The organism is Croceicoccus sp. BE223 (assembly GCF_031457155.1).
Classification (GTDB): Bacteria; Pseudomonadota; Alphaproteobacteria; order Sphingomonadales; family Sphingomonadaceae; genus Croceicoccus.
On record NZ_JAVDWB010000008.1, the window covers coordinates 42992 to 67500 of the forward strand.

The 24509-nt window shown below is 65.5% G+C and carries 16 protein-coding genes, 1 tRNA gene and 2 rRNA genes (1 of these 19 cut by a window edge); 8 read left to right on the forward strand and 11 right to left on the reverse strand.

Translation table 11 applies throughout. The features are described 5' to 3' along the window. Nucleotides 1-65: 65 nt before the first annotated feature. Complete coding sequence (locus J2X37_RS14720; protein WP_310022704.1) at nucleotides 66-1475, forward strand: short-chain fatty acyl-CoA regulator family protein; 1410 nt, start codon at nucleotides 66-68, stop codon at nucleotides 1473-1475. Between the two features lie 15 nt (nucleotides 1476-1490). Here the strand turns inward: J2X37_RS14720 and J2X37_RS14725 are convergent, their stop codons facing one another. Further along, the gene (locus J2X37_RS14725) at nucleotides 1491-2735 is read right to left on the reverse strand and encodes a multidrug effflux MFS transporter (RefSeq protein ID WP_310022707.1); all 1245 of its coding nucleotides are present in this window, start codon (nucleotides 2733-2735) and stop codon (nucleotides 1491-1493) included. A 107-nt stretch (nucleotides 2736-2842) separates the two neighbouring features. On the opposite strand from J2X37_RS14725, the gene dinB reads away from it, so the two are divergent. Continuing rightward, on the forward strand, nucleotides 2843-3964 hold the full coding sequence (gene dinB / locus J2X37_RS14730) for a DNA polymerase IV (RefSeq protein ID WP_310022710.1): 1122 nt from the start codon (nucleotides 2843-2845) through the stop codon (nucleotides 3962-3964). 36 nt (nucleotides 3965-4000) lie between these two features. Here the strand turns inward: dinB and J2X37_RS14735 are convergent, their stop codons facing one another. Next, entirely contained in the window at nucleotides 4001-4735 is a 735-nt protein-coding gene (locus J2X37_RS14735) for a TetR/AcrR family transcriptional regulator (protein ID WP_310022713.1), read from the reverse strand. Between the two features lie 117 nt (nucleotides 4736-4852). Between J2X37_RS14735 and J2X37_RS14740 the strand changes: the two genes are divergently transcribed. The 3 genes from J2X37_RS14740 to J2X37_RS14750 are packed head-to-tail and all read left to right on the forward strand — an operon-like array spanning nucleotide 4853 to nucleotide 7150. Then, on the forward strand, nucleotides 4853-5290 hold the full coding sequence (locus J2X37_RS14740) for a hypothetical protein (protein ID WP_310022716.1): 438 nt from the start codon (nucleotides 4853-4855) through the stop codon (nucleotides 5288-5290). Next, the gene (locus tag J2X37_RS14745; protein WP_310022719.1) at nucleotides 5287-5688 is read left to right on the forward strand and encodes a MaoC family dehydratase; all 402 of its coding nucleotides are present in this window, start codon (nucleotides 5287-5289) and stop codon (nucleotides 5686-5688) included. Before J2X37_RS14740 ends, J2X37_RS14745 begins: the two co-directional genes overlap by 4 nt. Next, nucleotides 5660-7150: an AMP-binding protein gene (locus J2X37_RS14750; protein WP_310022723.1), complete on the forward strand. Its 1491-nt coding sequence runs from the start codon at nucleotides 5660-5662 to the stop codon at nucleotides 7148-7150. The genes J2X37_RS14745 and J2X37_RS14750 overlap by 29 nt, the downstream gene beginning before the upstream one ends. A 15-nt stretch (nucleotides 7151-7165) precedes the next feature. Here the strand turns inward: J2X37_RS14750 and J2X37_RS14755 are convergent, their stop codons facing one another. Next, the gene (locus tag J2X37_RS14755) at nucleotides 7166-8866 is read right to left on the reverse strand and encodes an FAD-dependent oxidoreductase (RefSeq protein WP_310022726.1); all 1701 of its coding nucleotides are present in this window, start codon (nucleotides 8864-8866) and stop codon (nucleotides 7166-7168) included. Then, nucleotides 8863-10269, reverse strand: coding sequence for an FAD-dependent oxidoreductase (locus tag J2X37_RS14760; RefSeq protein ID WP_310022729.1), 1407 nt, complete (start codon nucleotides 10267-10269; stop codon nucleotides 8863-8865). The genes J2X37_RS14755 and J2X37_RS14760 overlap by 4 nt, the downstream gene beginning before the upstream one ends. A 362-nt stretch (nucleotides 10270-10631) precedes the next feature. Between J2X37_RS14760 and J2X37_RS14765 the strand changes: the two genes are divergently transcribed. Both J2X37_RS14765 and J2X37_RS14770 read left to right on the forward strand, forming a co-directional pair. Continuing rightward, on the forward strand, nucleotides 10632-13094 hold the full coding sequence (locus J2X37_RS14765) for a TonB-dependent receptor (protein WP_310022732.1): 2463 nt from the start codon (nucleotides 10632-10634) through the stop codon (nucleotides 13092-13094). 136 nt (nucleotides 13095-13230) lie between these two features. After that, nucleotides 13231-15186, forward strand: coding sequence for an FAD-dependent oxidoreductase (locus tag J2X37_RS14770; protein WP_310022734.1), 1956 nt, complete (start codon nucleotides 13231-13233; stop codon nucleotides 15184-15186). 10 nt (nucleotides 15187-15196) lie between these two features. Here J2X37_RS14770 and J2X37_RS14775 read toward each other — a convergent pair whose 3' ends face one another. Beyond that, nucleotides 15197-15781: a TetR/AcrR family transcriptional regulator gene (locus J2X37_RS14775; RefSeq protein WP_310022737.1), complete on the reverse strand. Its 585-nt coding sequence runs from the start codon at nucleotides 15779-15781 to the stop codon at nucleotides 15197-15199. 242 nt (nucleotides 15782-16023) lie between these two features. Here J2X37_RS14775 and J2X37_RS14780 point away from each other — a divergent pair, with 242 nt between their 5' ends. Next, complete coding sequence (locus J2X37_RS14780) at nucleotides 16024-17961, forward strand: PQQ-binding-like beta-propeller repeat protein (RefSeq protein WP_310022738.1); 1938 nt, start codon at nucleotides 16024-16026, stop codon at nucleotides 17959-17961. Between the two features lie 49 nt (nucleotides 17962-18010). Here J2X37_RS14780 and J2X37_RS14785 read toward each other — a convergent pair whose 3' ends face one another. From J2X37_RS14785 to J2X37_RS14810, 6 genes are all read right to left on the reverse strand, one after another. Further along, nucleotides 18011-20203, reverse strand: a complete 2193-nt coding sequence (locus J2X37_RS14785; protein ID WP_310022739.1) for a xanthine dehydrogenase family protein molybdopterin-binding subunit — start codon at nucleotides 20201-20203, stop codon at nucleotides 18011-18013. After that, on the reverse strand, nucleotides 20200-21186 hold the full coding sequence (locus J2X37_RS14790) for a xanthine dehydrogenase family protein subunit M (protein ID WP_310022741.1): 987 nt from the start codon (nucleotides 21184-21186) through the stop codon (nucleotides 20200-20202). Before J2X37_RS14790 ends, J2X37_RS14785 begins: the two co-directional genes overlap by 4 nt. Then, the gene (locus J2X37_RS14795) at nucleotides 21183-21683 is read right to left on the reverse strand and encodes a 2Fe-2S iron-sulfur cluster-binding protein (RefSeq protein ID WP_310022743.1); all 501 of its coding nucleotides are present in this window, start codon (nucleotides 21681-21683) and stop codon (nucleotides 21183-21185) included. The genes J2X37_RS14790 and J2X37_RS14795 overlap by 4 nt, the downstream gene beginning before the upstream one ends. 151 nt (nucleotides 21684-21834) lie before the next feature. Continuing rightward, nucleotides 21835-21911 (reverse strand) — tRNA-Met (locus tag J2X37_RS14800). Nucleotides 21912-22127: 216 nt separating this feature from the next. Beyond that, nucleotides 22128-22242: ribosomal RNA gene (gene rrf / locus J2X37_RS14805) — 5S ribosomal RNA — on the reverse strand. 125 nt (nucleotides 22243-22367) lie between these two features. Beyond that, nucleotides 22368-24509: ribosomal RNA gene (locus J2X37_RS14810) — 23S ribosomal RNA — on the reverse strand; it runs 651 nt beyond the window's last position.

Here is a 24509-nt window from a genome sequence, read left to right on the forward strand (position 1 = left end):
AATGTTGTAATGTGCCCCACAGGGATCGGTGCACGGAGGACGTCGTGGCGCGCAAGGCATTGTTCATGGGGCCCCGACTCAAGCGGGTCCGGCGCGACCTTGGCTTGACCCAGGCCAATCTCGCCGCGGATCTCGAGATCTCGCCCAGCTACGTCGCCCTGATGGAGCGCAACCAGCGCCCCGTCACTGCCGAACTGCTGCTCAAGCTGGCGACCACCTACCGGATCGATCTCGCCACGCTGGCCGACGACGACAGCGAAGACCTTGCCAAAAGGCTGCAGGCGACGCTGAAGCAGCCGATCTTCTCCGACATCGACCTGCCCGCGCTCGACAGCGCCGACATTGCCACCAGCTACCCCGGCTTTGCCGAGGCGTTCCTGCGCCTGCACACCGCCTTCAGCGAAGAGCAGATGGCCCACGCCCAGCGGCGCGAGATGGCCGCGACCGGCGGCGATGCCGCGCAGGGCACCGACGCGGTGGGCGAAGCGCGCGCCTTCCTCGCGGCGCGGCGCAACTGCTTCCCCGCGCTCGACGATCATGCCGCCGAAGTGGCGCAGGACCTGTCCGGCGATCGATCGCGCGACGAATCGGTCTGGACCGACGCGCTGGTCGGGCGGCTGGTCCGCAAGCACGGGCAGAAGGTGCGTTTTACCGATCCCGAACTGATCCTCGGCTCGCTGCGCTGGCACGACCGGCATCGCGAACAGGTGCTGATCTCGAACCGGCTCGACCACCCCGGCCGCCGTTTCCAGCTCGCGCTGCAGATCGCGCTGCTCGAAGCGCGGGCCGTGATCGAGGCGCAGCTCGTCGGCGGGCGGTTCTCGGGCGAGAACGCCCGCAGGCTCGCCAGCCGGGCGCTGCTCGGCTACTGGGCCGCGGCGCTGCTGCTGCCCTATCGCCCGTTCCTGCGCGCCGCGCGCCAGACCCGACACGACATCGAGGCGCTATCCCGCCGCTTTGCCGCCAGCTTCGAACAGATCACCCATCGCCTGACCACGATGGGCCGTCCGGGCGAGGAAGGGGTGCCGTTCTTCTTCCTGCGCGTCGACCGCGCCGGCAACGTGTCGAAACGGCTCGACGGCGCGGGCTTTCCCTTTGCCCGGACCGGGGGATCGTGCCCGCTGTGGAACGTCCACGGCGCGTTCGAGACGCCGGGCCGGATCCGCCCGCAATGGCTGGAATTGCCCGAAGGCGAGCGATTCTTCTCGATCGCCCGCACGGTGGAGCAGGGCGGCGGTTCGTGGGATGCGCCGCGGGCCACGCGCTCTGTCGCGGTGGCCTGTGCGGCGGAACATGCCGGCGGGATCGTCTATGCAGACGGTATGGATGCCGCGCGGCCAACCCCGATCGGCGTCGCCTGCCGCCTCTGCCACCGGCCGCATTGCATCGCCCGCTCCGCCCCGCCGATCGGACGGGAGATGCGCCCCGACGACAACCGCGATACGGGCGTGCCCTTCGCCTTCGCGGGAGACTAGCGCCCGTTTGCCGGGTCAGTCGGCGACTTGCGGCACTTCGGCCTTGCGGCGGCGGAACAGCTTCCACCGCTCGCTGTAGGCGATCATGAGAAGGCCGAGCAGCGAGCTGAGGAACAGAGCCATGCCCAGCGGCCGCGCCGTCCCGTCGTAGGCGGCACCGATGATCGCGCCCAGCACCGCGCCGCCGCCCACCCTCACCGTCGTCTGCAACGAGGACGCCGAACCCGCAAAATGCTGGAAGGGCTGCAACGCGATCGAGCTGGTGTTCGCGCCGAGGAAACCGATCAGGGCGAGGTTCACGGTCATCAGCGGGGCGAAGAGCCAGAAGTTGTCCGGCGCGAACGTCGCTGCCAGCCACTGCAGCGCGCCGGTCAGCACGAAGACCAGCAGCGCGGTATGGCTGACCCGCCGCGCGCCGAAGCGTTCGACGATGCGCGAATTGACGAAATTGGCGAGGGCCATGAAGATCGCCATGCCGCCGAAGACGTAGGCAAACTTCTCGCCCAGCGCGAAGTGCTCGCCGACCAGCTGTTCGGCACAGTTGATGTAGCCGTAGAGCCCGCCGAACACGAGCGTTGCGCCGAAGATATAGCCGAAGGCGTCGCGATTGATCATCACCTGCCTGAAGTTGTGGGCGATGCGCTTGACCGAAATCGGCTGGCGATGATGGTCGGCCATCGATTCCGGAAGCCGAAACAGGACCCACAGGAACATCACCACGCCGACCCCGAACATCAGGCCGAAAATCGAGCGCCAGCCGGCAACCAGCAGGATCGCCTGCCCGATCGTGGGCGCAAGGACCGGCACGACCATGAAGACCACCGCGATGAGCGAAACGACGCGGGCCATCTCGTCACCTTCGAACCGGTCCCGCACGATGGCGTTGGCGACCACGCTGCCCGCAGACGCGACCATGCCGTTGGCGAAGCGAAACGCCAGCAGCGCATTGAAGTCGTTGATGATGATGCAGCCGAAATCGAACAGGCAATAGGTCCCGATGCCGCCCAGGATCACCGGCTTGCGCCCGAAGCGATCGGCCAGGAAGCCGAAGATCAGCGCGCCCAGCCCCATGCCCATCAGGTAAGTGCCGACGACGAGTTGCCGGTCGTTGGGGTCAGTGACGTTCAGATCGCGGGCGATGTCGCCCAGCGCCGGCAGCATCGCATCGATCCCCAGCGCCTGGAGCGCCATGACCAGCGCCAGGAGGACGGTGAATTCGGTGCGGCTGAGTTCGGCGGGAGGCTTGGGAAGACGCAACATTGGTTTCCCTTGCGCCTATCTGCCGCAGTGCACAATAACCATTCGTTCCCTTTTTCGACCAGCGGCCAGACTCACAGAATCCCGCGCTTTGCGATAGACAGGCGCTCGTGAGCAGCAGCGACGAAGAGTTCGACGACGAGGATGGCGAGGCGCAGGGCCTTCGCAAGATCATCCATGTCGACATGGACGCCTTCTTCGCGAGCGTCGAACAGCGCGACGATCCCTCGCTGCGCGGCAAGCCGGTGGCGGTCGGCGGTTCGTCGGGCCGCGGGGTCGTGGCCGCCGCCAGCTACGAGGCGCGGCGCTTCGGCGTCCGCTCCGCCATGCCGTCGGTCACGGCCCAGCGGCTCTGCCCGGACCTCGTCTTTCGCAAGTCGCGCTTCGACGTCTACCGCGAGGTGAGCCAGCAGATCCGCGCGATCTTCCGCGACTATACCCCGCTGGTCGAGCCGCTGTCGCTGGACGAGGCCTATCTCGACGTGACCGAGGACCTGCGCGGGATGGGCAGCGCCACGCGCATCGCGCAGGACATCCGCCGCCGGATCCAAGAGGAAACCCGGCTGACCGCGAGCGCGGGGGTTTCCTACAACAAGTTCCTCGCCAAGCTGGCCAGCGACCAGAACAAGCCCGACGGCCTGTGCGTGATTCGTCCGGGTGAAGGCGCCGCCTTCGTGGCCGGCCTGCCGATCAAGCGTTTCCACGGCGTGGGGCCCAAGGGCGCGGAGAAGATGGCGCGGCTGGGAATTGAAACCGGGGCCGACCTTGCCGCCAGGGACCTGCCGTTCCTGCGCGCCCATTTCGGCAGCTTCGCCGAATACCTCTATCGCGCCGCGCGTGGGATCGACTTGCGCCAGGTGCGCGCCCACCGGGTCCGCAAGTCGGTCGGCGGGGAACGCACCTTCCACGAGGACATCTCCCGCCCCGACGACTTGCGCGAGGCGATGGACCGCATCGTCGATATCGTGTGGGACCGGATCGAGCATGCGCAGGCGATCGGCCGGACCGTGACGATGAAACTGAAATACAACGATTTCACGCTGATGAGCCGGGCGACGACCCTGAATCGACCGGTGGCCGACAAGGCCGAGTTCGCGCGGCTTGGCCATGCCCTGCTCGAGGACGTGCTGCCGCTGTCGCGCCCGATCCGGCTGATGGGGCTGACGCTCTCGAAGCTCGACGGCGGAGCCTCGCCTCGGCGCGAAGAAGCGGGCGAGTTGCCCCTGCTCTAGCCCAGCCGCCCCGAGAGCCGGGGTAAGGACGACTGATTAGGGCTTGCCCATCCCGCCCAGCAACCCTTCGAGCCGGTCGATCTGCGCCTTAAGCCGCGCCGCCTCTCCCGCCGCATCCTGGCCGCCCTCGACTGTAGGGGCGGCGATGCCGTGCATGACGAAATCGATGTAGCGCGACACTTCGCCCGCCGCGTCGATGGTCCGCCCGGCAAAGATCGTGCGCATCGCGATATGCTCCAGCCCGCCGAAGATCGCGTCGCGCACCATGGCTGGAACGACATCGGCCCGGACCTCGCCCCGCGCGATCGCCGCCTCCACCGCGTCGACGATAGCGCGCGCGAAATCGTGATTGAGCCGGTGCAGCGAGGAGCCTCGATAATCGGTCCAGCGGATCTCGCGGTAGTAGATGAGGTGCAGCCGCGGCGTGTCTTCCATGCCCTTGAGGAAACGCAGGGCGACCAGCGAAAGCTGGGAATGAAGACCGGTGATCGAGGGCAGTTCCTCGGCCAGGCGGCTGACGAAGGGCCGGGCCCACTGCACGAACACCTCGCCGAGCAGCGCCTGCTTGCTGTCGTAGTACTTGTAGAGCGTCGCTTCGGAAACGCCGGCCCGGCGCGCGATCTGCGCCATCGAGAGGTTGGCGGTTCCCTCCTCCTCGAGCAGCCGTGTCGCGGCATCGACGATTTCCTGCGGCCGCGCGCTCTTGCGCCGTCGCCAAGCGACGCGCGGCTGGCCGGTTTCACCATCCTCGGTATTGACTGCTTCGGGCATGGCCCCTCCATCGCGGCTTCACGGCTGGCGCGAAATAAACGAGCGCCACTTATTTTGTTGACCTGCGGCGCGAGACATTGCACCGGATAGCGGCAAGCTAGCGCAACGGACGGTGAATTGAACCCCTTCCCCGACAGATCTCCTCCCGCGATCGGAACGGTCCTGTCCCGCGGCCGCTACCTGATCGACGCCGCCGCCGACGCGCGGCTGCGCCGCCTCGCCGGGGCGGGCCCGGCAAAAGGGGGCGAGGCGCACGCCGGATTTGCCCTCGCCGTCGCGCTCGGCGGGGCGGGCGTGCCGGTGCGCGCCCTGTTCGAGGCGTGCGGGCTCGGTTTCGAGACCGGACCGGTGCTGGGCCGCTGCCGGGTGGAATGGGACCGCCCGCTGGCGATCGGCCGAACCTATGCGATCGAGGCGAGCCTTGCCGGATTGGCCCGAAAACGCAGCCGACGGTTCGGCGCGGCGGATCACCTCATTCTCGCCTTCGCGATCAGCGACGATGCCGGATGCTGCGCGCGGGTCGAGACAACGACGATCGTGCCGGTGCCGGCATGAGCACCAGCCGCAGCTTCGCCGGCATCGACACCGCCGCCATGCGCGAATGGTGCGCGATCCTCGGTGATGACAACCCGATCCATCTCGACCCCGCCACGGCGGAGGCGCTGGGCTTCGGGCCGCGCACGGTCAACCCCGGCCCTGCCAACCTTGCCTACCTGCTGACCGCGCTCGAAGACGCGGCACCCGGCGCAACCCCGGCTTCGCTCGACGCCGCATTCCTGGGCAACGTCATGTCCGGCGACACGGCAATCGCGACGGTGGAGATAGAGGGCGAAACCGCGCGGCTGGACCTGCGCGTCGCGCAAGAGGACAATGGGCCCGGCAGAAGCGTGCTGATGGCCGAAGTGGAACTGAGGATGCGAGACGATGACCGGAGCGCTGCCGACGCCGGGTGAGCCCGCCGTCTACGACCTTTTCGCCGTCCGCGCGCGGGTCGCGCCCGATGCGCTGGCCATTGCCCAAGGCGCGTTGCGGCTGCGCTATGCCGAGCTGCTGGACAAGGTCGACCGGTTTGCCGCGGGGCTTCATGCCCGCGGCGTGAAGCGCGGCGATCGGGTGGCCATCCTGTCGGAGAACCGCTGGGAATATCTCGCCCTCCACCTTGCCTGCGCGCGGATCGGGGCCATCGCCGCCTGCCAGAACTGGCGGCTGGCTCTGCCCGAATTGCAGCACTGCATCCGACTCGTCTCTCCGCGCCTGGTCGTCGCCAGCGATCAGCACCGCGCGATGGCCGATGCCGCCGCCGGGGCCGTGCCGGTCTGCGCGATCGAGGAGGTGCCCGCCGCCGGCCCCTCGCCCCATGTCGGGACCGGCGACGACGGCCTGCTCATCATCTATACCAGCGGCACGACCGGCCTCCCGAAGGCGGCGCTGATCGGCCAGCGCGCCGAAGTGTGGCGAGCCTGCGTGCTGCGCATCGACGTGGGGCTGGACGGCAGCGACGGATATGTCGCCTGGGCGCCGATGTTCCACATGGGCGGCACCGAGCACAGCCTCGCGACGCTGATGGGCGGCGGCCCGGTCATCGTCACCACCAGCTTCAGCCCCGCCGCCATTGTCGACGCGCTGGAGGAGTTCCGGATCGGCTGGCTGCTGCTGATCCCCGCCACGATCGAGCCGGTGCTGGAGGAACTGGAGCGCCGCGCGCCCGTGATCCGGGGCGTGAAGGTCGTCGGCTGCATGCCCGATCTCGTCCCTGCCGCGACGATCGCGGCGATCACCACGAGGCTGGACGCGAGCTATCTCGACAGCTTCGGCGCGACCGAAACCGGGATGCCGCCCCTGTCCGCCAACCTGATCGCGCCGGGGACCGCCCCGGGCCGCTATCCCAAGAATCTGTCGATGCTGACTGACCTGCGTCTCTGCGATGCCGAGGGGCACGATGTCGAGCGCGGCCAGCCGGGCGAGGCATGGCTGCGCAGCCCGACGCTGTTCAGCGGCTACTGGAACAATCCCGAGGCCAACGTCGATGCCTTCCGCGACGGATGGTACCGTATGGGCGATCTGTTCCGCGAGGAGGACGACGGCTTCCACTTCGTCGGCCGGGCCAAGTACCTGATCAAGTCGGGTGGAGAGAACATCTACCCCGCCGAGATCGAGCGGGTGCTGCTGGCGGACCCGCGGGTCATCGACGCCATCGTCGTGCGCCGGCCCGACGCCAAATGGGGCGAAGTGCCGGTCGCGGTGATCGCCCGCAATTGCGACACGCTGGACGAAGCGGCGGTCATCGCGATGTGCCGTGCGAACCTGGCCGGCTACAAGCAGCCGCGCGGCGTGCGCTTCGTCAACGACGCCGAATTTCCGCGCAGCGCCAGTGGCAAGATCATGCGCGAGGCGGTGGAGGCCATGGTCGCCTGACCGGCCCCGCCCCGATCAGGCCGGCAGGCCCGCGGCGTGGCGACCGGCGATGTAGCCGAAGGTCATCGCCGGGCCGAGCGTCGCCCCGGCCCCCGGATAGGCCCCGGCAAAGACGCTCTTCTGATCGTTGCCCACCGCATAAAGGCCCTCGATTGGTGTCCCGTCGGCCCGGAGGACTTGTGCGTTGCTATCGGTCATCAGGCCGGCGAACGTCCCGATGATCCCGGCTTCGATCCGCACTGCGTAGAACGGCGCCTGCTCGAGCGGGCCGAGGCAGGGATTGGGGCCATGCTCGGGATCGCCCTGGTAGCGGTCGTAGACGCGGTCGCCGCGTCCGAATTCCGGATCGACGCCCGCCCGCGCTCCGGCATTGAAGCGGGCGACCGTCGCCTCCAGCCCGGCAGGGTCGATGCCGCATGCTGTGGCCAGTTCGCGCAGGCTTTCGGCCCGCTTCAAATAACCGCTGCGAACGAGATTGCCATGGGGAATCGGAAATGGCCGGGCGAGACCGATGCCCCACTTTCTGACCGCCGCGGCGTCGCCGACCAGCCACGCCTCGGCCTTGTCCTTGCCGGCGCAGGCCTTGATCAATTCGGGCACATAATCGTGATAGGCGCTGCTCTCGTCGCAGAACCGCTTGCCGTCGGCGGTGACCGAGATGAAGCCGGGCTTCTGGCGATCGACGAGGTGCGGCCAGACGCCGGTGAAATCCTCGCTTTCGGGCAGGACGGAGACCGGCATCCACGCCGCGGGGTGGGACACCTCGTTGCTGAAAGTCCCGCCTACGCTTTCGGCCAGCCGCGTCCCGTCGCCGGTGTTTCCCGGGGCGGCGGGGTTGCGGTGGTCGCGATGGCCTGCCGGGGCGGGAAAGGCCTGCGCCCGGCGTTCGGGATCCTGCGGAAAGCCGCCGCAGGCGAGAACGACGCCCCTGCGCACTTCGACGCGGACAGGGCCGTCGGCGGTCTCGACGTCGGCCGCCACGATCCGGCCGTCTTGGCTGACGAGGTGTCTCAACGGACTTTGCGTCCACAGCGGAGTGCCGAGATCGAACAGCGAGCGTGCCAGCCGGGCGACGAGCGCCCGCCCGCGCACAACCTGCTGCCCTTCGCCGTACCGCGCGATGTCGAGGAAGTGCTTGCCCAGCTTCTTGGCGACGAACCCGGCCGCCCTGATCGACCGCCCCGCCTTCATGAAGGCGATCATCTCGACCCCCGAACCGACGGCAAATCCCATGAACAGCGTCTGCGGCAGCTGATTCTTGAGCCGCGCGAGATCCTTGCCCATCCGCCGCGCCTCGTAATCGACGGTGCCGATCGAACGCACGGTGGAACTGTACGCGCTTTCCGAATGGTAATCGGGATAGTCCATCCCGTAGAACTTCACCTCGGTTTCGTCCTCGAGGAAGCGGACCATGCGCGGCGCGACGTCGAGGTACGTCTCGACCCGCTCGCGCTCGATATGGTTGCCCGTCTCCTCGATCAGGTAGGCGCGGGCATCGTCGATCGAATCGGCAATCCCGGTCGTTTGCTGCACCGCCGGCGAATGATGGTTGCCCGGCACCCACAGAACCCCGCCTGACGTGGCGGTGGTGCCGCCGAAGACAGCTTCCTTTTCGACCACCAGGACATCCAGCCCGGCCAGCCGCGCGGTGACGGCGGCGGTCAGCCCGGCAGCGCCGCTGCCCGCGACGAGAAGGTCGACGGTGATCGTTTTCATGGTGCGATCTCTCCCGGCTGGCCGGCACGCTGCCTAGCGGATAGGGCGGCATTGCGCCCCGCGATGCGGCCGAAGACGATGGCGTTGGCAATGGAGGCGCCGCCCGCGGCGTAACAATCCCCGTGCATGCCGCCGGTGGTTTCCCCGGCCGCGAACAGGCCTGGGATCGGCCTGCCGTCGCGCGCCAGCACGCGCGCTTCGGCATCGATGCGGATGCCCACTCCGGTCCAGCAGACGATCGCGGCATTGACCTTCGCCGCGTAGAAAGGCCCTCGCCGAACCGGGTGCAGCATGGCCGCGGGTTTGAAATAGTCCCGGTCTTCGCCCGCGTCGGCCATCGCGGAATAGCGTGCGGCAGCGGTCACCACCGCATCGGCGGGCAGCGCGCAGCGAGCGGCCAGTTCTTCTAGCGTCGCGCCGGTGAGAAGCGTGCCCGCCGCGACATGGTCGAGCAAGCGGTCGCCGTGCCAGTTGGGTGCGGGCCGGTAATCCGTGCTGGCGGAGGCGAGCCGCGCATCCTCGTCGAGGATCGCCCAGCACTCGCGCCCGTCCTGCTCGCGCAGCACGGTGGCGAGAACCGAGTATTCGATCGTTTCGTCGACGAAGCGATGCCCTTGCCGGTTCACCATCATCAGCCAGCCCGGCAGGTAGCTTTCCAGATCGCGCGCGAAGCCCGGCGTCAGCAGCAGCAAGCCGCGATTGCGGGGCGTCAGTTCGCCGCCGGCGTCGAGCGCGAGGGTCAACCCGTCGCCCCGGCAATGCGGTGACCCGATGTACCAGTGCCGGTCGCCGTGCAGCACGGCATCGGGATAAAGCTCTGCCAGCATATCCGGATCGGCCCCAAACCCGCCGGTGGCGACGATGACGGCGTCCGCAGTGACCGGATCGCCGCCGACGACGATGCCGCGGCATGCGCCATCCGCCATCAAGAAGCCATCGACCCGCGTCGACACCGCGACATCCGCGCCCCGCGTGGAAAGATGGCCCTCGAGCACCTCGACGATCTCGGCCCCGTGTCCCGCCGCCCGGTGGCCGCGCCGGATCTTGTCGACGCCCGACGCATAGAGATCTTCGGTGCGAAAGGTCACGCCCAGCTCGCGCAGCCATTCGAACGCAGGCGCGGCTTCGTGGCAGAGGCGATGCACCAGCGCGGGCTCGGGCTTGTACTGGTTCAAGGTCATGTAGTAGCGGTACATGTCATCGGGCGTGTCGCCCTCGATCCCCGCCTCGCGCTGAACGGACGTACCCGCAGCATAGAAGACACCGCCCGACAGCGCGGTCGATCCGCCGACCTTCTCGGCAGCCTCCACCAGCAGGACGCGCCCACCCGATTCGGTCAGGGTCAGCGCCGCGGCGAGACCTGCGCCACCCGCGCCTATCACCACGGCATCGTAATCGCTCACCCGCCACCGGCCTTCCCGCGGCGTCGACGCCGCCTGTCCTCAACCCATCCGCGAAACTAATGAATTTTGCTCATTTTCCAGCAGCAAAAGACCTGCGCCGCCACATAGTTTGCCTTACGGTTCGCCCCTTCATAAGCGAGGCCACCAGAAAATAAAAGTCAGGCGTGCATGTTTTGCTTGCATCGGACTGGTGAAAGAGTCAGAAATGAAGCGGCCTTGGGGGTAGGGCACAGGCTGCGTCGATGCATCCATGCCCGACAGCCCAAGTGCCGTGAGGACGCTCGCTTCATCCTACCTGGTAAAAGTGAGAGTGACTTATAAATTGGCGACATAACGCCGATATCGGGTTGAGGGAGAGGGACATGAATCGCCATCAGAGAACCGTCTTGCATCGCGCCGCGCTCGCGGCGTCAATCTCCGCGATCGCGTTCGCCGCGCCCGCCATGGCGCAAACGGACCCGACCGCGGTGCAGACGGACAGCACGACCAACTCCGCGCCGACGCAGCGCGAAGGCGGCCTCAGCGAAATCATCGTCACCGCGCGCAAGAAGGCCGAATCGGCGCAGGACATTCCGGTCGCGGTCACCGCCTTCGCGCCGGAACAGATCCAGCGCTACGACATCTCCAGCATCGAGCGGATCGCCGCTTCCACCCCCAACCTGCAGGTCGGCAAGGCGACCACCGGTTCGGGCGCGCAGATCACGCTGCGCGGCATCGGCACCCCGGCATCGGCGCTGGGCATCGAAAGCTCCACCGCGATCATCGTCGACGGCGTCTACTACGGCAACGGCCGCATCCTCAACGAAGGGTTCTTCGACCTCGCCCGGATCGAAGTGCTGAAGGGGCCGCAGGCCCTGTTCTTCGGCAAGAACGCCACGGCGGGCGTGATCTCCATCACCACCGCCGACCCGACCGACCAGTTCGAGGGATCGACCCGCGCCGGTTACGAATTCCGCGGCAAGCGGGCCTTCATCGAACAGATCATCTCTGGTCCGCTGACCGATACGCTGTCGGCGCGCCTGGCCGTTCGCGGTGCGAAGATGTGGGGCGGCTACGCCACCAACTATGCGACCGACCAGCCGCTGACCTTCACCGATCTCGACACCGGCGACACTTTCGACACCGTCGGTCCGGCCTCCGCGCGCAAGTCACCTCAGGAAAAGGAATTCACGGGACGCGCCTCGTTGAAGTTCGAGCCGAGCTCCGATTTCAACAGCGTGACCAAAGCATCGGTGAGCTACAACCGCGCCAACGATCCCGGCTGGAACAACATCGTCTTTTCCTGCGCCACCGGATTTTCGACGTTGATGCCGGGCGTTCCGTGCGAGCGTAAATGGAAGGTCTATCACAACGACGCTCCGCCCGAAGTCGGCGAGGTGTTCCCCTACGCCTACGAAGGCGGCAAGGTCGGCGCGACCTACAAGTCGTTCCAGGTGACCAACAACACCAACTACGACCTTGGCGACGTGGTGCTGACCGCGGTGCTCAACTACCAGAACCAGCGCAACCGCTGGTTCTCGGACTCCGACTACCAGCAGCGCGTGACGCAGATCTACGTCGGTTCGTTCGAGAAGTGGAAGGCGTTCAGCGGCGAGTTCCGCGCCCAGACGCAATACGACGGCCCGCTCAACGCAATGGTCGGCGTGCTCTACCAGGATTCCAGCCTGACGGCCGACCAGAACGTCCTGTTCGGCAACGTGCTCAAGAGCAACGAGAGTCCGACCAACCGCTACATGGCGTTCAGCAAGTATTCGACCACCGACGGCGAGACGGTCTCGCCCTTCGCGCAGGCCGTGTGGAACCCGATCCGCGAGATCGAACTTTCGGGCGGCGTGCGCTACACCCACGAGACGAAGGACAGCTTCTTCATCCACCCGTTCATCCGCCCCGGTATCGCCTATCGCGAGCTGGAGCCGATCAACACCAAGCAGACCTTCACCGACTGGACGCCCGAAGTAACCATCGCGTACAAGCCGACGCGCGAGCTCAACGTCTATTTCGGCTACAAGGCGGGGTACAAGTCGGGCGGCTTCTCGAACGAGAGCACCTATACCAACGCCAGCCTTGCCGAGGATCTCGACTTCGAGCCGGAAAAGGCCAAGGGGTTCGAGGGCGGCGTCAAGGCGACGGTGGCCGACAACCAGCTGCGGCTCGACCTGGCGCTCTACAATTACAAGTACACCGACCTGCAGGTGGACTTCTTCGAGGCCCAGACCTTCCGCTTCGTGACCGGCAACGCCGGTTCGGCCCGGACCAAGGGTGCGGAGCTGTCGTTCGAATTCGCGCCCCGGGCCGTGCCCGAGCTGTCGCTGCACGGCTCGATCAACTACAACGATGCCAAGTACGTCGAATTCGCCGCGCCTTGCGTCACCGGGCAGACCCCGGCGCAGGGCTGCACGCTGACCTTCAACGCCTTCGACGGTCTGCTCGGGCAGGACCTGGCGGGCGTGCGGATGGCAATGGCGCCCAAGTGGACCGGGTCGCTGGGCTTTGCCTACGAAGCGCCGCTGTCCGACGGCATGACGCTCGGGCTTGCCAGCGACGCCCGTTATTCGAGCAGCTACAACGCATCGCCTTTCGCCAATCCGATCGCGACCCAGGACAAGTACGTCAATCTCGACGCGAGCCTGTTCCTGCGCAGCGACGCGGGATGGGAACTGGGCCTGATCGGCAAGAACCTCACCAACCAGTTCGTCGTGTCGGGCGCGCTCGACGCCCCCTCGACGGGTTCGGGCACCGGCACTGCGGGCGGCAAGCTTGCCGACCAGCGCGGCTACGCCAACACGCCGCGCACGGTGCAGTTGCAGGTCACCTACCGCTACTGATCGCGGACACAAACACGAGCTACCCTGCTGGCGCAGGCACGCATTCTCCCGCGTGCCTGCGCCTTTTTTACAGGTGACGCCTATGCAGGCGGCGATGTAAGACAAGTGTTACATAAAAAGGCGCTGGAGACGGATCATGAAACTGCTCGAACCCATCCGACTGGGCCCGGTCGAGGTGCGCAACCGCGTGGTATCCACCGCCCACGCGGCCTACCTCGATTTCTTCCAGCCGGGATCAAACGGCGAACGCTACATCGCCTACCAGGAACGACGCGCCGAGGGCGGAGCGGGGATGGTCGTGCTGACGGCGATGCACGTGCATGAAAGCAGCGGGCTGTTGAACCACTTCAATTACGAAGAGGGCGACATGGCGCGCAAGTTCCGCGAACTTTCGCGCCGCCTGCACGCCCACGGCACCACCGCGATCTCGCAGCTCTTCCACTATGGCATGCAGTCGATCTCCTCGGTCCGGCCCGATTTGCACCCGCTGTGGGGCTGGAGCCAGCGGGTCAACAGCGAAGGCGAGATCGGCCACGCGATGACCGACGCCGAGGTCGAAACGGTGATCGAGGCGTTCTGCCGCACCGCGCAAATCGCGGTCGAGAACGGGATGGACGGGGTCGAACTGCACGGCACCCACGGCTACCTCATCCAGCAGAGCTTCACGCCGATGTTCAATCGCCGCACCGATCGCTGGGGCGATCCTCTCGCCTTCACCACCGAACTGGCGCGCCGGGTGCGCGCGGCCATCGGGCCGGACAAGGTGCTGGGCTTCCGCACCTCGGCAGACGATCTGGTGCCGCCGGAAAAGGGCGGCGTCGGGCCGGACAAGTGCCGCGAATATACCGTCGAGTTCGTCAGGACGGGCGTGTTCGATTACCTCAACCATTCGGAGGGCCAGGGCGGATCGCACTACGCGCAGGCGATCGGATCGTATCGCCACAAGTTCGGCCGCTGGCTCCCCCTCACCCGCGCGCTGCGCGATGCGATCAATGCGACCATCCCGGTCATCGGCGTCGGCAGGATCCCGACACCCGACCTTGCCGAAGGGGCGCTGCAGGCCGGAGATTGCGACATGGTCGGCATGACCCGCGCCCAGATCGCCGACCCGGACCTCGTCAGGAAGCTGATGACGGGACAAGGGGCCCGGATCCGCACCTGCACCGGCGCCAACCAGGGCTGCATCGATCGCGCCCGCTATCCGATCACCTGCTTCCAGAACCCCGAGGTGGGCGAGGAAAACCGGCTGCGCCGGATGGACGCTGTGCCGACAGAGCCCAAGCACGTCCTGGTCGTCGGCGGCGGCCCCGCCGGGATGAAGGCGGCCGAGATCGCGGCGCGACGCGGCCACCGCGTGGTGCTGGCCGAAGGCGGACCGGTGCTCGGCGGGCGGCTCAACATGGTCGGCGCGATGGGCGCTGCCAGCAACCTCCTGTCGGCGACCGCCTGGATCGAACAGGAGATGGCCGATCTGCCCGTCGAGGTTCGACTGCAGACCGTCGTCGATGCCGACTACATTCGGGCCGAAGCGCCCGATGCCATCATTCTCGCCACCGGCGCGCAGCCGCAGGGCGGGCTCACCTGCCGCGACGACGGCTCGATCGTGGTGCTGTCATCGGACGAAGCGGCGCGCGGCGAATACGAGGGGCAGAGATTCGACATGGCCGGAACCCGCGCTTTGATGGTCGATCTGCGCGGCAGCTACGAATCCGCGCTGGTGCTCGAATCGCTGGTCGATCGCGGCGCCACCGTCACCGTCGTCACCCCGTTCCAGGTGTTCGGCCCCAATCTCGGCTTCACGCACATGAACGACCTGCTCGCCCGCATGCTGCGCGCCGGCACCCGGCTGTTGACAATGAGCAAGCTGGTCGAAGTGGCGCAAGGAGAGGCCACCGTCGTCCACGCCGCGTCGGGCGAACGAACCCGCGCGTCCTACGACTTCATCGTGTCCGGCGCGCCGCCCCGGTCGAACGACATGTTGCGCGCCGAATGCGAGGGCATCGCGCCCACGTTCCTCGCCGGCGACGTCATCTCGCCGCGATCGGCGCTGGAAGCGATCCGCGAAGGAGACCGCGTCGCGCGCCGGATCTGAGCTTTGGGGATCAGGCGGGGGCGGGCAGCCAGCAGGCCAGCGAGCGGCGCAGCGCCTCGCGCTGGCGCTCGGCAGGCCAGTCTTCGGGATCGAAGATCGCCTGGATCGCCACGCCGTAGATCGCGGCCACGATACGGCCGGCTATCGCGTGCCGCTCGTCATCGCTGGTCGATGCCGGCAAGTGGTTGCCCTTGACCAGTCCTTCCTCGACGAAGGCGGTCAGCTTCCGGTTGCCCATGCGCTGTTCGGTCTTCAGCACCGGATCGTGGAGCGCCATAGGCCAGAAGGCGATGTAGATCAGCCAGTCGTCGCGGCTTTCCTGTTCGAGCGGAAGGATCGCCTCGAACTGTCCTTCCAGTCCCAGATTCGCGGCCCGGCTCCGCCGCTCGGTCGCGCGGGCCACCGAGTGACGATAGCTGGCCAGCACGATGTCCGACTTGTCCGCAAAATAGTGGGTGATGGCCGTTGTGCTGCAATCCAGCCGCGCGGCAAGGCTGCGGACCGTAACCGCGCCCAGTCCCCCTTCCAGGATGAGCGCGTGCGCGGCTTCGACCACCTCGCGCTTGCGCTGGTCGGCATCGACCTCGATCGGCATGGCCTGGCCCCCTTAGTTTCGCGGCCCCAGCTTGATCCGCAGACTAAACCCGCACCCCGGCCACCGTAAAGCGGCAATCGGAACGCCTGCCTGACGCAAGCCCGGACCTTCGTGCACCTGATCTATTAACGGGTTGCCCTGCACGCGCTGGAATGGTCATCTGCGCGGCAACAGGGTCGCCAAAGCCGTGGGAGTGTCCTTCCCCGCTGTCACCGGCGAGCCCGACAAATAGCCATTGGGAGATGGACGGGATGGTCAGCATGCAATCGATGGCGCGGCGTGCGCTCGTGCTTGGCGGCGTGGCGCTCAGCGGCGCTTTCGCACTCGGCAGCAGCCTCTATGCGGCACCGGCGATGAACGACCCGGCGGGCGCCGCGGCGGAACACTACCGCGACGCGCGTTTGATCGATCCCGCGATCGCGGCCAAGGGACAGGAAGTCTGGGAAGGCACTTGCGCATCGTGCCACGAAAACGGCGTGGCGCGCGCGCCGATCCTCTACATCCTGCGCCAGATGACGCCGGAGGCGATCTACAAGGCGCTGACCCAGGGCGTGATGGTGCCGATGGCCGCCGGCCTCGACGATGGCGAGAAGAAGGCGATTTCGGAATACATCGCCGGGCGGCCGATGGGCACGAGCGCGCCAGTGCCGATCCCCGCCTGCACCGGCCCCGCCGCCATGTTCGATCGCGCCCAACCGACGGCCTATCCGCATTGGGGCGTCGATCCGGGCCAGACGCACTTCATCCCGGCCGACAAGGCGGGGATCGACGCGTCGAACGTCAACGATCTCGAACGGAAATGGGCCGTGGCGATCCCCAATGCCACGCGCATCCGGTCGCAACCCGCCTTCGTCGGCGGATCGGTGATCTTCGGAGCGCAGGACAACCTCGTCCGGGCGCTCGACCAGAAGAGCGGGTGCCAGCGCTGGGAATTCGAAACCAGCTCGGAAGTGCGCACCGGCATCACGGTGCAGCCGTTCGACGCGGGCGACCCGGCGGCCAACCCGCTCGCCTTCTTCGGCGACGTGTCGGGCAATGCCTATGCGATCGAGGCGATGACCGGCAAGCTCGTCTGGCGTTTCAAGGCCGAGGACCATGGGTCCGTCGTGCTGACCGGCGCGCCGACCTATCACGATGGCACCCTCTACGTGCCCGTCTCCTCGCTGGAGGAAGGCCAGGCCGGGACGCCGAGCTACGACTGCTGCACTTTCCGCGGATCGGTGATCGCGGTCGATGCCAAGACCGGCAAGATCAAGTGGCGCACCTATCTCGTGCCCGAACCCAAGCCGCAGCATCGCAGCGTCACGGGCAAGGTGCTGAACGGCCCCTCCGGCGTGCCGGTTTGGTCGGCGGTGACCGTCGATGAAAAGCGCAAGCGGGTCTACGTCGCGACCGGGGACAATTACACCGGACCGGCAACTGAGCTGAGCGATGCCGTTGTTGCGCTCGACATGGCCGATGGCAGGATCGCCTGGCATTATCAGGCCCTGGCCGGCGATGCCTGGAACGGCTCTTGCGAGGAAAAGGACAAGTCGAATTGCCCCGAGGAGGACGGCCCCGATTTCGATTTCGGCGTCAACCCGATCCTCGCCAAGAGCAAGGCCGGCAAGGACATGATCCTGCTCGGCCAAAAGTCCAGCATCGCCTATGGCGTCGATCCCGACAGCGGCAAACTGGTCTGGAAGAACCAAGTCGGGCGCGGCGGCGTCGTCGGCGGCATCCATTTCGGCATGGCGGCGCATGACGGCGTGCTGTACGTGCCGGTCTCCGACGTGCCGGATGGGAACACCTACGACATCGCGCCCAACCCCGGCATGTTCGCGCTCGACATCGGGACCGGCGAATATGTCTGGACGGCACCTGCCAAGGACATCTGCAACGGCAAGGAATTTTGCCACCCCGGTTATTCCGCGGCCATTTCGATGACTCCGGATCTCGTCTTTGCGGGCAGCAACGACGGGCACGTGCGCGCCTATTCGGCGAAGGACGGCTCGGTCGTCTGGGACATCGACACGACGGGCGAGGTCACCGCGCTGAACGGTGCGAAGGGGAAAGGCGGTTCGATGAGCGGCGGCTCGGCACCGATGCCCTACAAGGGCATGCTCTACATCACGTCGGGCTATGGCTTTGCCGGCAAGATGCCGGGCAACGTCCTGCTCGCCTACGGTCCGAAGGACTGATCGTAACGACGACAAGGGGCGGCCGGCGCGCCGCCCCTTTTTGGCCGATCTATTCGGGCAACGCGGCCAGCACGCGATCCGGCGTCATCGGGAAATCGTACACGCGCGCGCCGCAGGCGTTGTAGATCGCGTTGGCGATCGCTGCCGCCCCGCCGCACATGCCCAGTTCGCCGATGCCCTTGGCTTGGATCGGGCTTGCACCTCCGTCGCGCTCCTCAATCATCAGCACCTCCATGTCGCCGACGTCGCGGTTGACGGGCACATGGTATTCGGCCAGATCGCCGTTGACGACATGGCCGTCGTTCGGATCGAACAGCAGTCCTTCGGTCAACGCGACACCGATGCTCCAGACAAGACCCCCAAGGCACTGCGAGCGCGCCGTCTTGGCGTTGAGCACCCGCCCGAAACCGAACGCGCCCAGCATGCGATCCACGCGCACTTCACCGGTCACGTCGTTGACGCGGACTTCGGCAAAGAACGCACCGAAGCCCGAGGCGGTATAATCGTTCTCGATATCGCCCGGCTCGAAGTGGCCGGTCTCGCTGAGACTTTCGTTGCCGAGTACGTCGGCCAGTGCCGGACCATCGACGACGCGACCGTCCTTGAGCTGCATCGTTTCGGGATCGACCCCGGCCTTCGTCGCGATCGCCCTGCGCAGCGTCTCGCAGGCCAGGAACGCCGCCGAGCCGGTGGATGCCGCGCCCCAGCTTCCGCCCGAACCCGGGCCGCGCGGGTGGCGCGTGTCGCCGAGGTCGACCTGGACGTCTTCGGGCGACAGGCCCAGCATCTCGCCGACCACCTGCGACAGCACCGCGTAAGTGCCGGTGCCGATGTCCGTCATGTCGGTTTCGACCAGCGCGGTGCCGTCCGCATTCAGCGTGACCCGCACCTGCGCCGCCTCGAAGAAATGGGCGCGCGCGCCGCTGGCAACGCCGGTGCCGATCCACCATTCGCCTTCGCGGCGCAGGCGCGGCGCGCGTGGTCCGCTCTCCCACCCGAAGGCCTTGGCGCCCTGGGTCAGGCATTCGGCCAGCTTGTGCGAAGTGAAGGGCTTCCCGGATTCGGGGTCGCGCTCAGGGATGTTGCGCAGGCGCAGTTCGATGGGGTCGATGCCAACCTTTTCGGCCAGCGCGTCCATCGCCACCTCGAGCGTCGGCATCCCCACCGCCTCCCCCGGCGCGCGCACGGAACCGGCCGTCATGCGATGGACCCGTGCAACATCCAGCCTCAGCAGGCGATTCTCGGCAGAGTAAAGGAAATGGCTCGATTGCAGCACGGGTTCGGCAAATCTCTCGCCCGGAAGGTTGGAGACGAGCGCTTCGTGCCCGAAACCGACGAGCCTGCCGTCCGCATCGGCGGCAAGCCGTAGCCGCTGGCGGGTTTCGGAGCGCCGGATGACCGCACCGAACACCTGCTGCCGGCTCATCACCACGCGGACCGGCCTGCCCAGTTCCATCGCCGCGACCCCCGCGGCAACGGTCTCCTCGGTAATGCCCAGCTTCGACCCGAAGCCGCCGCCGACATAGGGCGAGAGGAGGCGGATCTGCTCCTGCTTCATGTCCATGGCCTTGGCCATCTGCGCGATGTTGTAGTTCAGCATCTGCAGCGCCGCCCTGACGGTGAGGACCTTGCCGTCCCAGTCAGCGGTCGCGGCATGCATCTCCATCGCCGCCGAGGCATGGCCTTCGGTGGTGAATTCAAGATCTACGCTGTGCGCAGCGGTGCTCATCGCCTGGGCGAGGTCGCCCATGTCGGTGCCGCCCTTCTTGGGCTTGGCATCCGCCTTGTCGGGATCGAGCGGAATGTCGGCAAGGTCGTCGGCCTCGTACTCAAGACCGATCCGCATGGCCGCGTCGCGCGCCTGCTCGAAAGTCTCGGCGACGACGAGGGCGACAGGCTGTCCATGATAATCGACTTTGCATGCGCCCGCCTTCGGCGCTTCGTAGGTGCTCCCCTGCGATGCGCGGCGGGTCAGGCGCGGATCGTCGATCACCGCTACGACCCCGGGCATCGCCAGCGCGCCCACCTTGTCGATTGCCGTCACGTGACCGCGCGTGAACGGCGCGGTGACGAGCACGCCCTGAAGGCAGCCATCGAGATCGTATTCGGCGGCATAGGAGGCAGAGCCAGTCACTTTAGCCAGACCGTCGGGACGGTTCAGCGGCTGACCGATCACGCCCTGCACCGTCGTGTCGAGGACGTTGCGATTGTCGGGCTTGTCGAACTTGAGGTGCGCGGTCATGAGACCTCTCCCGTTGCCTGGGCGAGCACGGCGATCAACGTGCGCCGCGCCAGCGGTATCTTGAAGGCATTCTCGCCTTGGCTCACCGCATCCTCGAGCAGGAGGTCCGCGGCCTTGGCAAACAGCGCTCGATCCGGAGCCTTGCCGACGAGGAGATCGGACAGGCGCGGATCATGCCACGGCTTGTGCGCCAGGCCCCCGAATGCGAGGTCGGCCCGCGCGATGCGACCGTTCGCGACATCGACGATGGCGGCAACCGAGACCATGGCAAAGGCATAGGACGATCGCTCGCGCACCTTCCGATAGACCTGCCTACCGCCGACCGGGGCAGGCAGGATGACCGAGGTGATGATCTCACCCCGTTCGAGAACGTTTTCGATCCAGGGCGTGTCGCCGGGCAGGCAATGGAAATTGCGGACCGGCACCGATCGGCTGCGACCGTTCGGAGAGGCGATATCCACCGTAGCATCCAGCGCCGCGAGCGCCACGGCCATGTCGCCCGGATAGGTGGCGATGCATTGATCGCTGGTCCCGAGCACGGCATGCAACCGGGCCACGCCGTCGATCGCTCCGCAGCCCGATCCCGGATCGCGCTTGTTGCAGGGCTGGTCGGTCTTGGTGAAATAGTAGCAGCGGGTCCGCTGGCACAGATTGCCGCCGGTGGTCGCCCGGTTGCGCAATTGCTGCGTCGCGCCCGCCAGAATCGCTCGCGAGAGCATCGGGTAATCGGCGCGCACGCGCGGATCGACAGCGGTATCGGTGTTGGTCACCATCGCCCCGATACGCAGCCCGCCACCGTCGACCTCATCGATACCATCCAGTGCGAGGCGCGAGATGTCGACTATCGTTTCGGGAGTTTCGACTTGCAGTTTCATCAGGTCGAGCAGATTCGTGCCGCCCGCGATCGCCTTGGCCCCATCCTCAGCGACAAGCTGGCCTGCGTGCTCAAGGGTTCCCGCGCGCTGATAATCGAAGCTTCTCATGCCGCCGCTCCCGCCACTTCGCGGATGGCCGCAAGAATGTTGGCATAGGCGCCGCAACGGCAAAGATTGCCACTCATGCGCTCGCGGATCTCGGCGTCGGTCGCCTCGACCCTTGCGGTGAGATCGTCACTGTCGTCACTTGGCCAACCGGCGGCAATCTCGTCGAGCAGCGCCGTTGCCGAACAGATCTGCCCGGGGGTGCAATAACCGCACTGATAGCCGTCGTGATCGAGAAACGCCTTCTGCATGGCGGAGGGGGCGGCCATCGTACCGATGCCCTCGATCGTCGTGACACTGTCTCCGTCGTGCATGACCGCAAGCGTCAAGCAACCGTTGATACGCCTTCCGTTGACGATCATCGTACACGCGCCGCACTGTCCATGGTCGCAGCCCTTTTTCGAACCTGTAAGGCCGAGATGATCGCGCACGTAGTCGAGCAGGCTGGTCCGCGGATCACGCGGCAACGGATGGCTTTCGCCATTGATTGTGATGGTCACTGGAGTCTCCTGTGCTGCCCGTAACGCATGGCTGCAAGGATGGGTCCGGGTGAGAGCGATCTGACGTCTTGAAAATGAACGGCATGCCAGTGAGGCCGCGTCTTGTCGCCGTCCTCTCGCGTTTTCAGTCTTGGTGTGTTGTGTGATGGACTGGTTGCGGGGGTTGGATTTGAACCAACGACCTTCAGGTTATGAGCCTGACGAGCTACCGGACTGCTCCACCCCGCGTCAGTGTTGGCGCCTGTGTTTTGTTCCGCCTTGGCGTTGTCCGTTGCGCGGTTGTGCGCGTGGGGCCATGGGCGGATCGAAGCGTTTGGGGCTTCGTTGGGCGCCTTGGTCCCGAACGAATGTCCGGGAGACCAGAAAGCCGCCGCTCGGTTTCCCGGCAGCGGCTTTGTGGTTTTGAGATGTGAATGGGTTTTTCGCGCTCACGCCGGCTTCAATGCCTGGCGGCGTCCTACTCTTCCAACGCTTAAGCGTTAGTACCATCGGCGCTGTCTGGTTTCACGGCCGAGTTCGAGATGGGATCGGGTGGGTCACAGACGCCATGGCCACCAAGCAATGGAGCGGGCGTGTCGCGGTATTTAATCGATGCACACTTGTGTGATGTAGGGGATCTGGCTGGATGACCGTCCGGTCAACGAGCGCCTGCGGTGTGCAGGCCTGTCGTTGATGGTGGGATTCATCAAGCGCGATCAGAACTATTAGGACTGGTTAGCTCCATGCATTACTGCACTTCCACACCCAGCCTATCAACGTCGTGGTCTACGACGGTTCGAAGATACCTAATCTTAAGGGAGGCTTCCCGCTTAGATGCTTTCAGCGGTTATCCCGTCCGTACATAGCTACCCTGCGGCACCCTTGGCAGGATGACAGGTACACCAGAGGTACGTTCACCCCGGTCCTCTCGTACTAGGGGCAACTCCTTTCAAGTATCGACGCCCACGGCAGATAGGGACCAAACTGTCTCGCGACGTTCTGAACCCAGCTCACGTACCACTTTAATTGGCGAACAGCCAAACCCTTGGGACCTGCTCCAGCCCCAGGATGTGATGAGCCGACATCGAGGTGCCAAACGATTCCGTCGATATGAGCTCTTGGGAATCATCAGCCTGTTATCCCCGGCGTACCTTTTATCCGTTGAGCGATGGCCCTTCCACGAGGGACCACCGGATCACTATGACCGACTTTCGTCTCTGCTCGACTCGTCAGTCTCGCAGTCAGGCAGGCTTATGCCATTGCACTCTTGCAGACGGTTTCCAACCGTCCTGAGCCTACCATCGCGCGCCTCCGTTACTCTTTAGGAGGCGACCGCCCCAGTCAAACTACCCGCCACAGAGGGTCCCAACACCGGCTAACGGTGCGTGGTTAGACATCAGAAAACAGCAGGGTGGTATTTCACCTATGGCTCCACGACAGCTGGCGCCGTCGCTTCAAAGCCTCCCACCTATGCTACACAACTCTTTCCTAATGCCACTCTGAAGCTGCAGTAAAGGTGCACGGGGTCTTTCCGTCTAACCGCGGGTACTCCGCATCTTCACGGAGAATTCAATTTCGCTGAGCATATCCTGGAGACAGTGGGGAAGTCGTTACGCCATTCGTGCAGGTCGGAACTTACCCGACAAGGAATTTCGCTACCTTAGGACCGTTATAGTTACGGCCGCCGTTTACTCGGGCTTCAATTCGGAGCTTGCACTCCTCCTCTTAACCTTCGAGCACCGGGCAGGCGTCACACCCTATACGTCGTCTTGAAGCCGACTTAGCAGAGTGCTGTGTTTTTGCTAAACAGTCGCTACCCCCTGGCCTGTGCCCCCCACAAAGACTTGCGTCGATATGGGGCCTCCTTCTTCCGAAGGTACGGAGGCAATTTGCCGAGTTCCTTCAGGATACTTCTCTCAAGCGCCTTGGTATACTCTACCTGACCACCTGTGTCGGTTTCGGGTACGGTCTATACGGAGAGGCTATTTCCTGGAACCGCTTCGCTGCCCTTACCAATCCGATAAGGAAGAACAACTTACGCGATCCGTCACACATCTCCAGGCCCACGAATATTAACGTGGTTCCCATCGACTACCCCCTTCGGGCTCGTCTTAGGGGCCGGCTCACCCTACGCTGATTAGCATTGCGTAGGAACCCTTGGTCTTTCGGCGACAGGGCATCTCACCCTGTTTGTCGCTACTCATGTCAGCATTCGCACTTCCGATACGTCCACCGTCGGTTACCCTTCGGCTTCACTCGCTTACGGAACGCTCCGCTACCGCTCAGAATAAATTCTGAACCCTAAGCTTCGGTGCATCACTTTAGCCCCGTTACATCTTCGCCGCAGGAACCCTTGTTTAGACCAGTGAGCTGTTACGCTTTCTTTAAAGGATGGCTGCTTCTAAGCCAACCTCCTGGTTGTTTTGGGATTCCCACATGCTTTCCCACTTAGTGATGACTTGGGGACCTTAGCTGTAGGTTAGGGCTGTTTCCCTTTTGACGACGGACCTTAGCACCCGCCGTCTGTCTGCCGGACTAGACTCGATGGTATTCGGAGTTTGGTTAGGTTTGGTAGATCTCGCGACCCCCTAGCCCATCCAGTGCTCTACCCCCATCGGCAATCATCCGACGCTCTACCTCAATAGATTTCGCGGAGAACCAGCTATTTCCCGGCTTGATTGGCCTTTCACCCCTAAACACAACTCATCCGAGCATTTTTCAACATGCAACGGTTCGATCCTCCAGTGCGTGTTACCGCACCTTCAATCTGGTCATGCCTAGATCGCCGGGTTTCGGGTCTAATTCATCATACTCTGGCGCCCTATTCAGACTCGCTTTCGCTGCGCC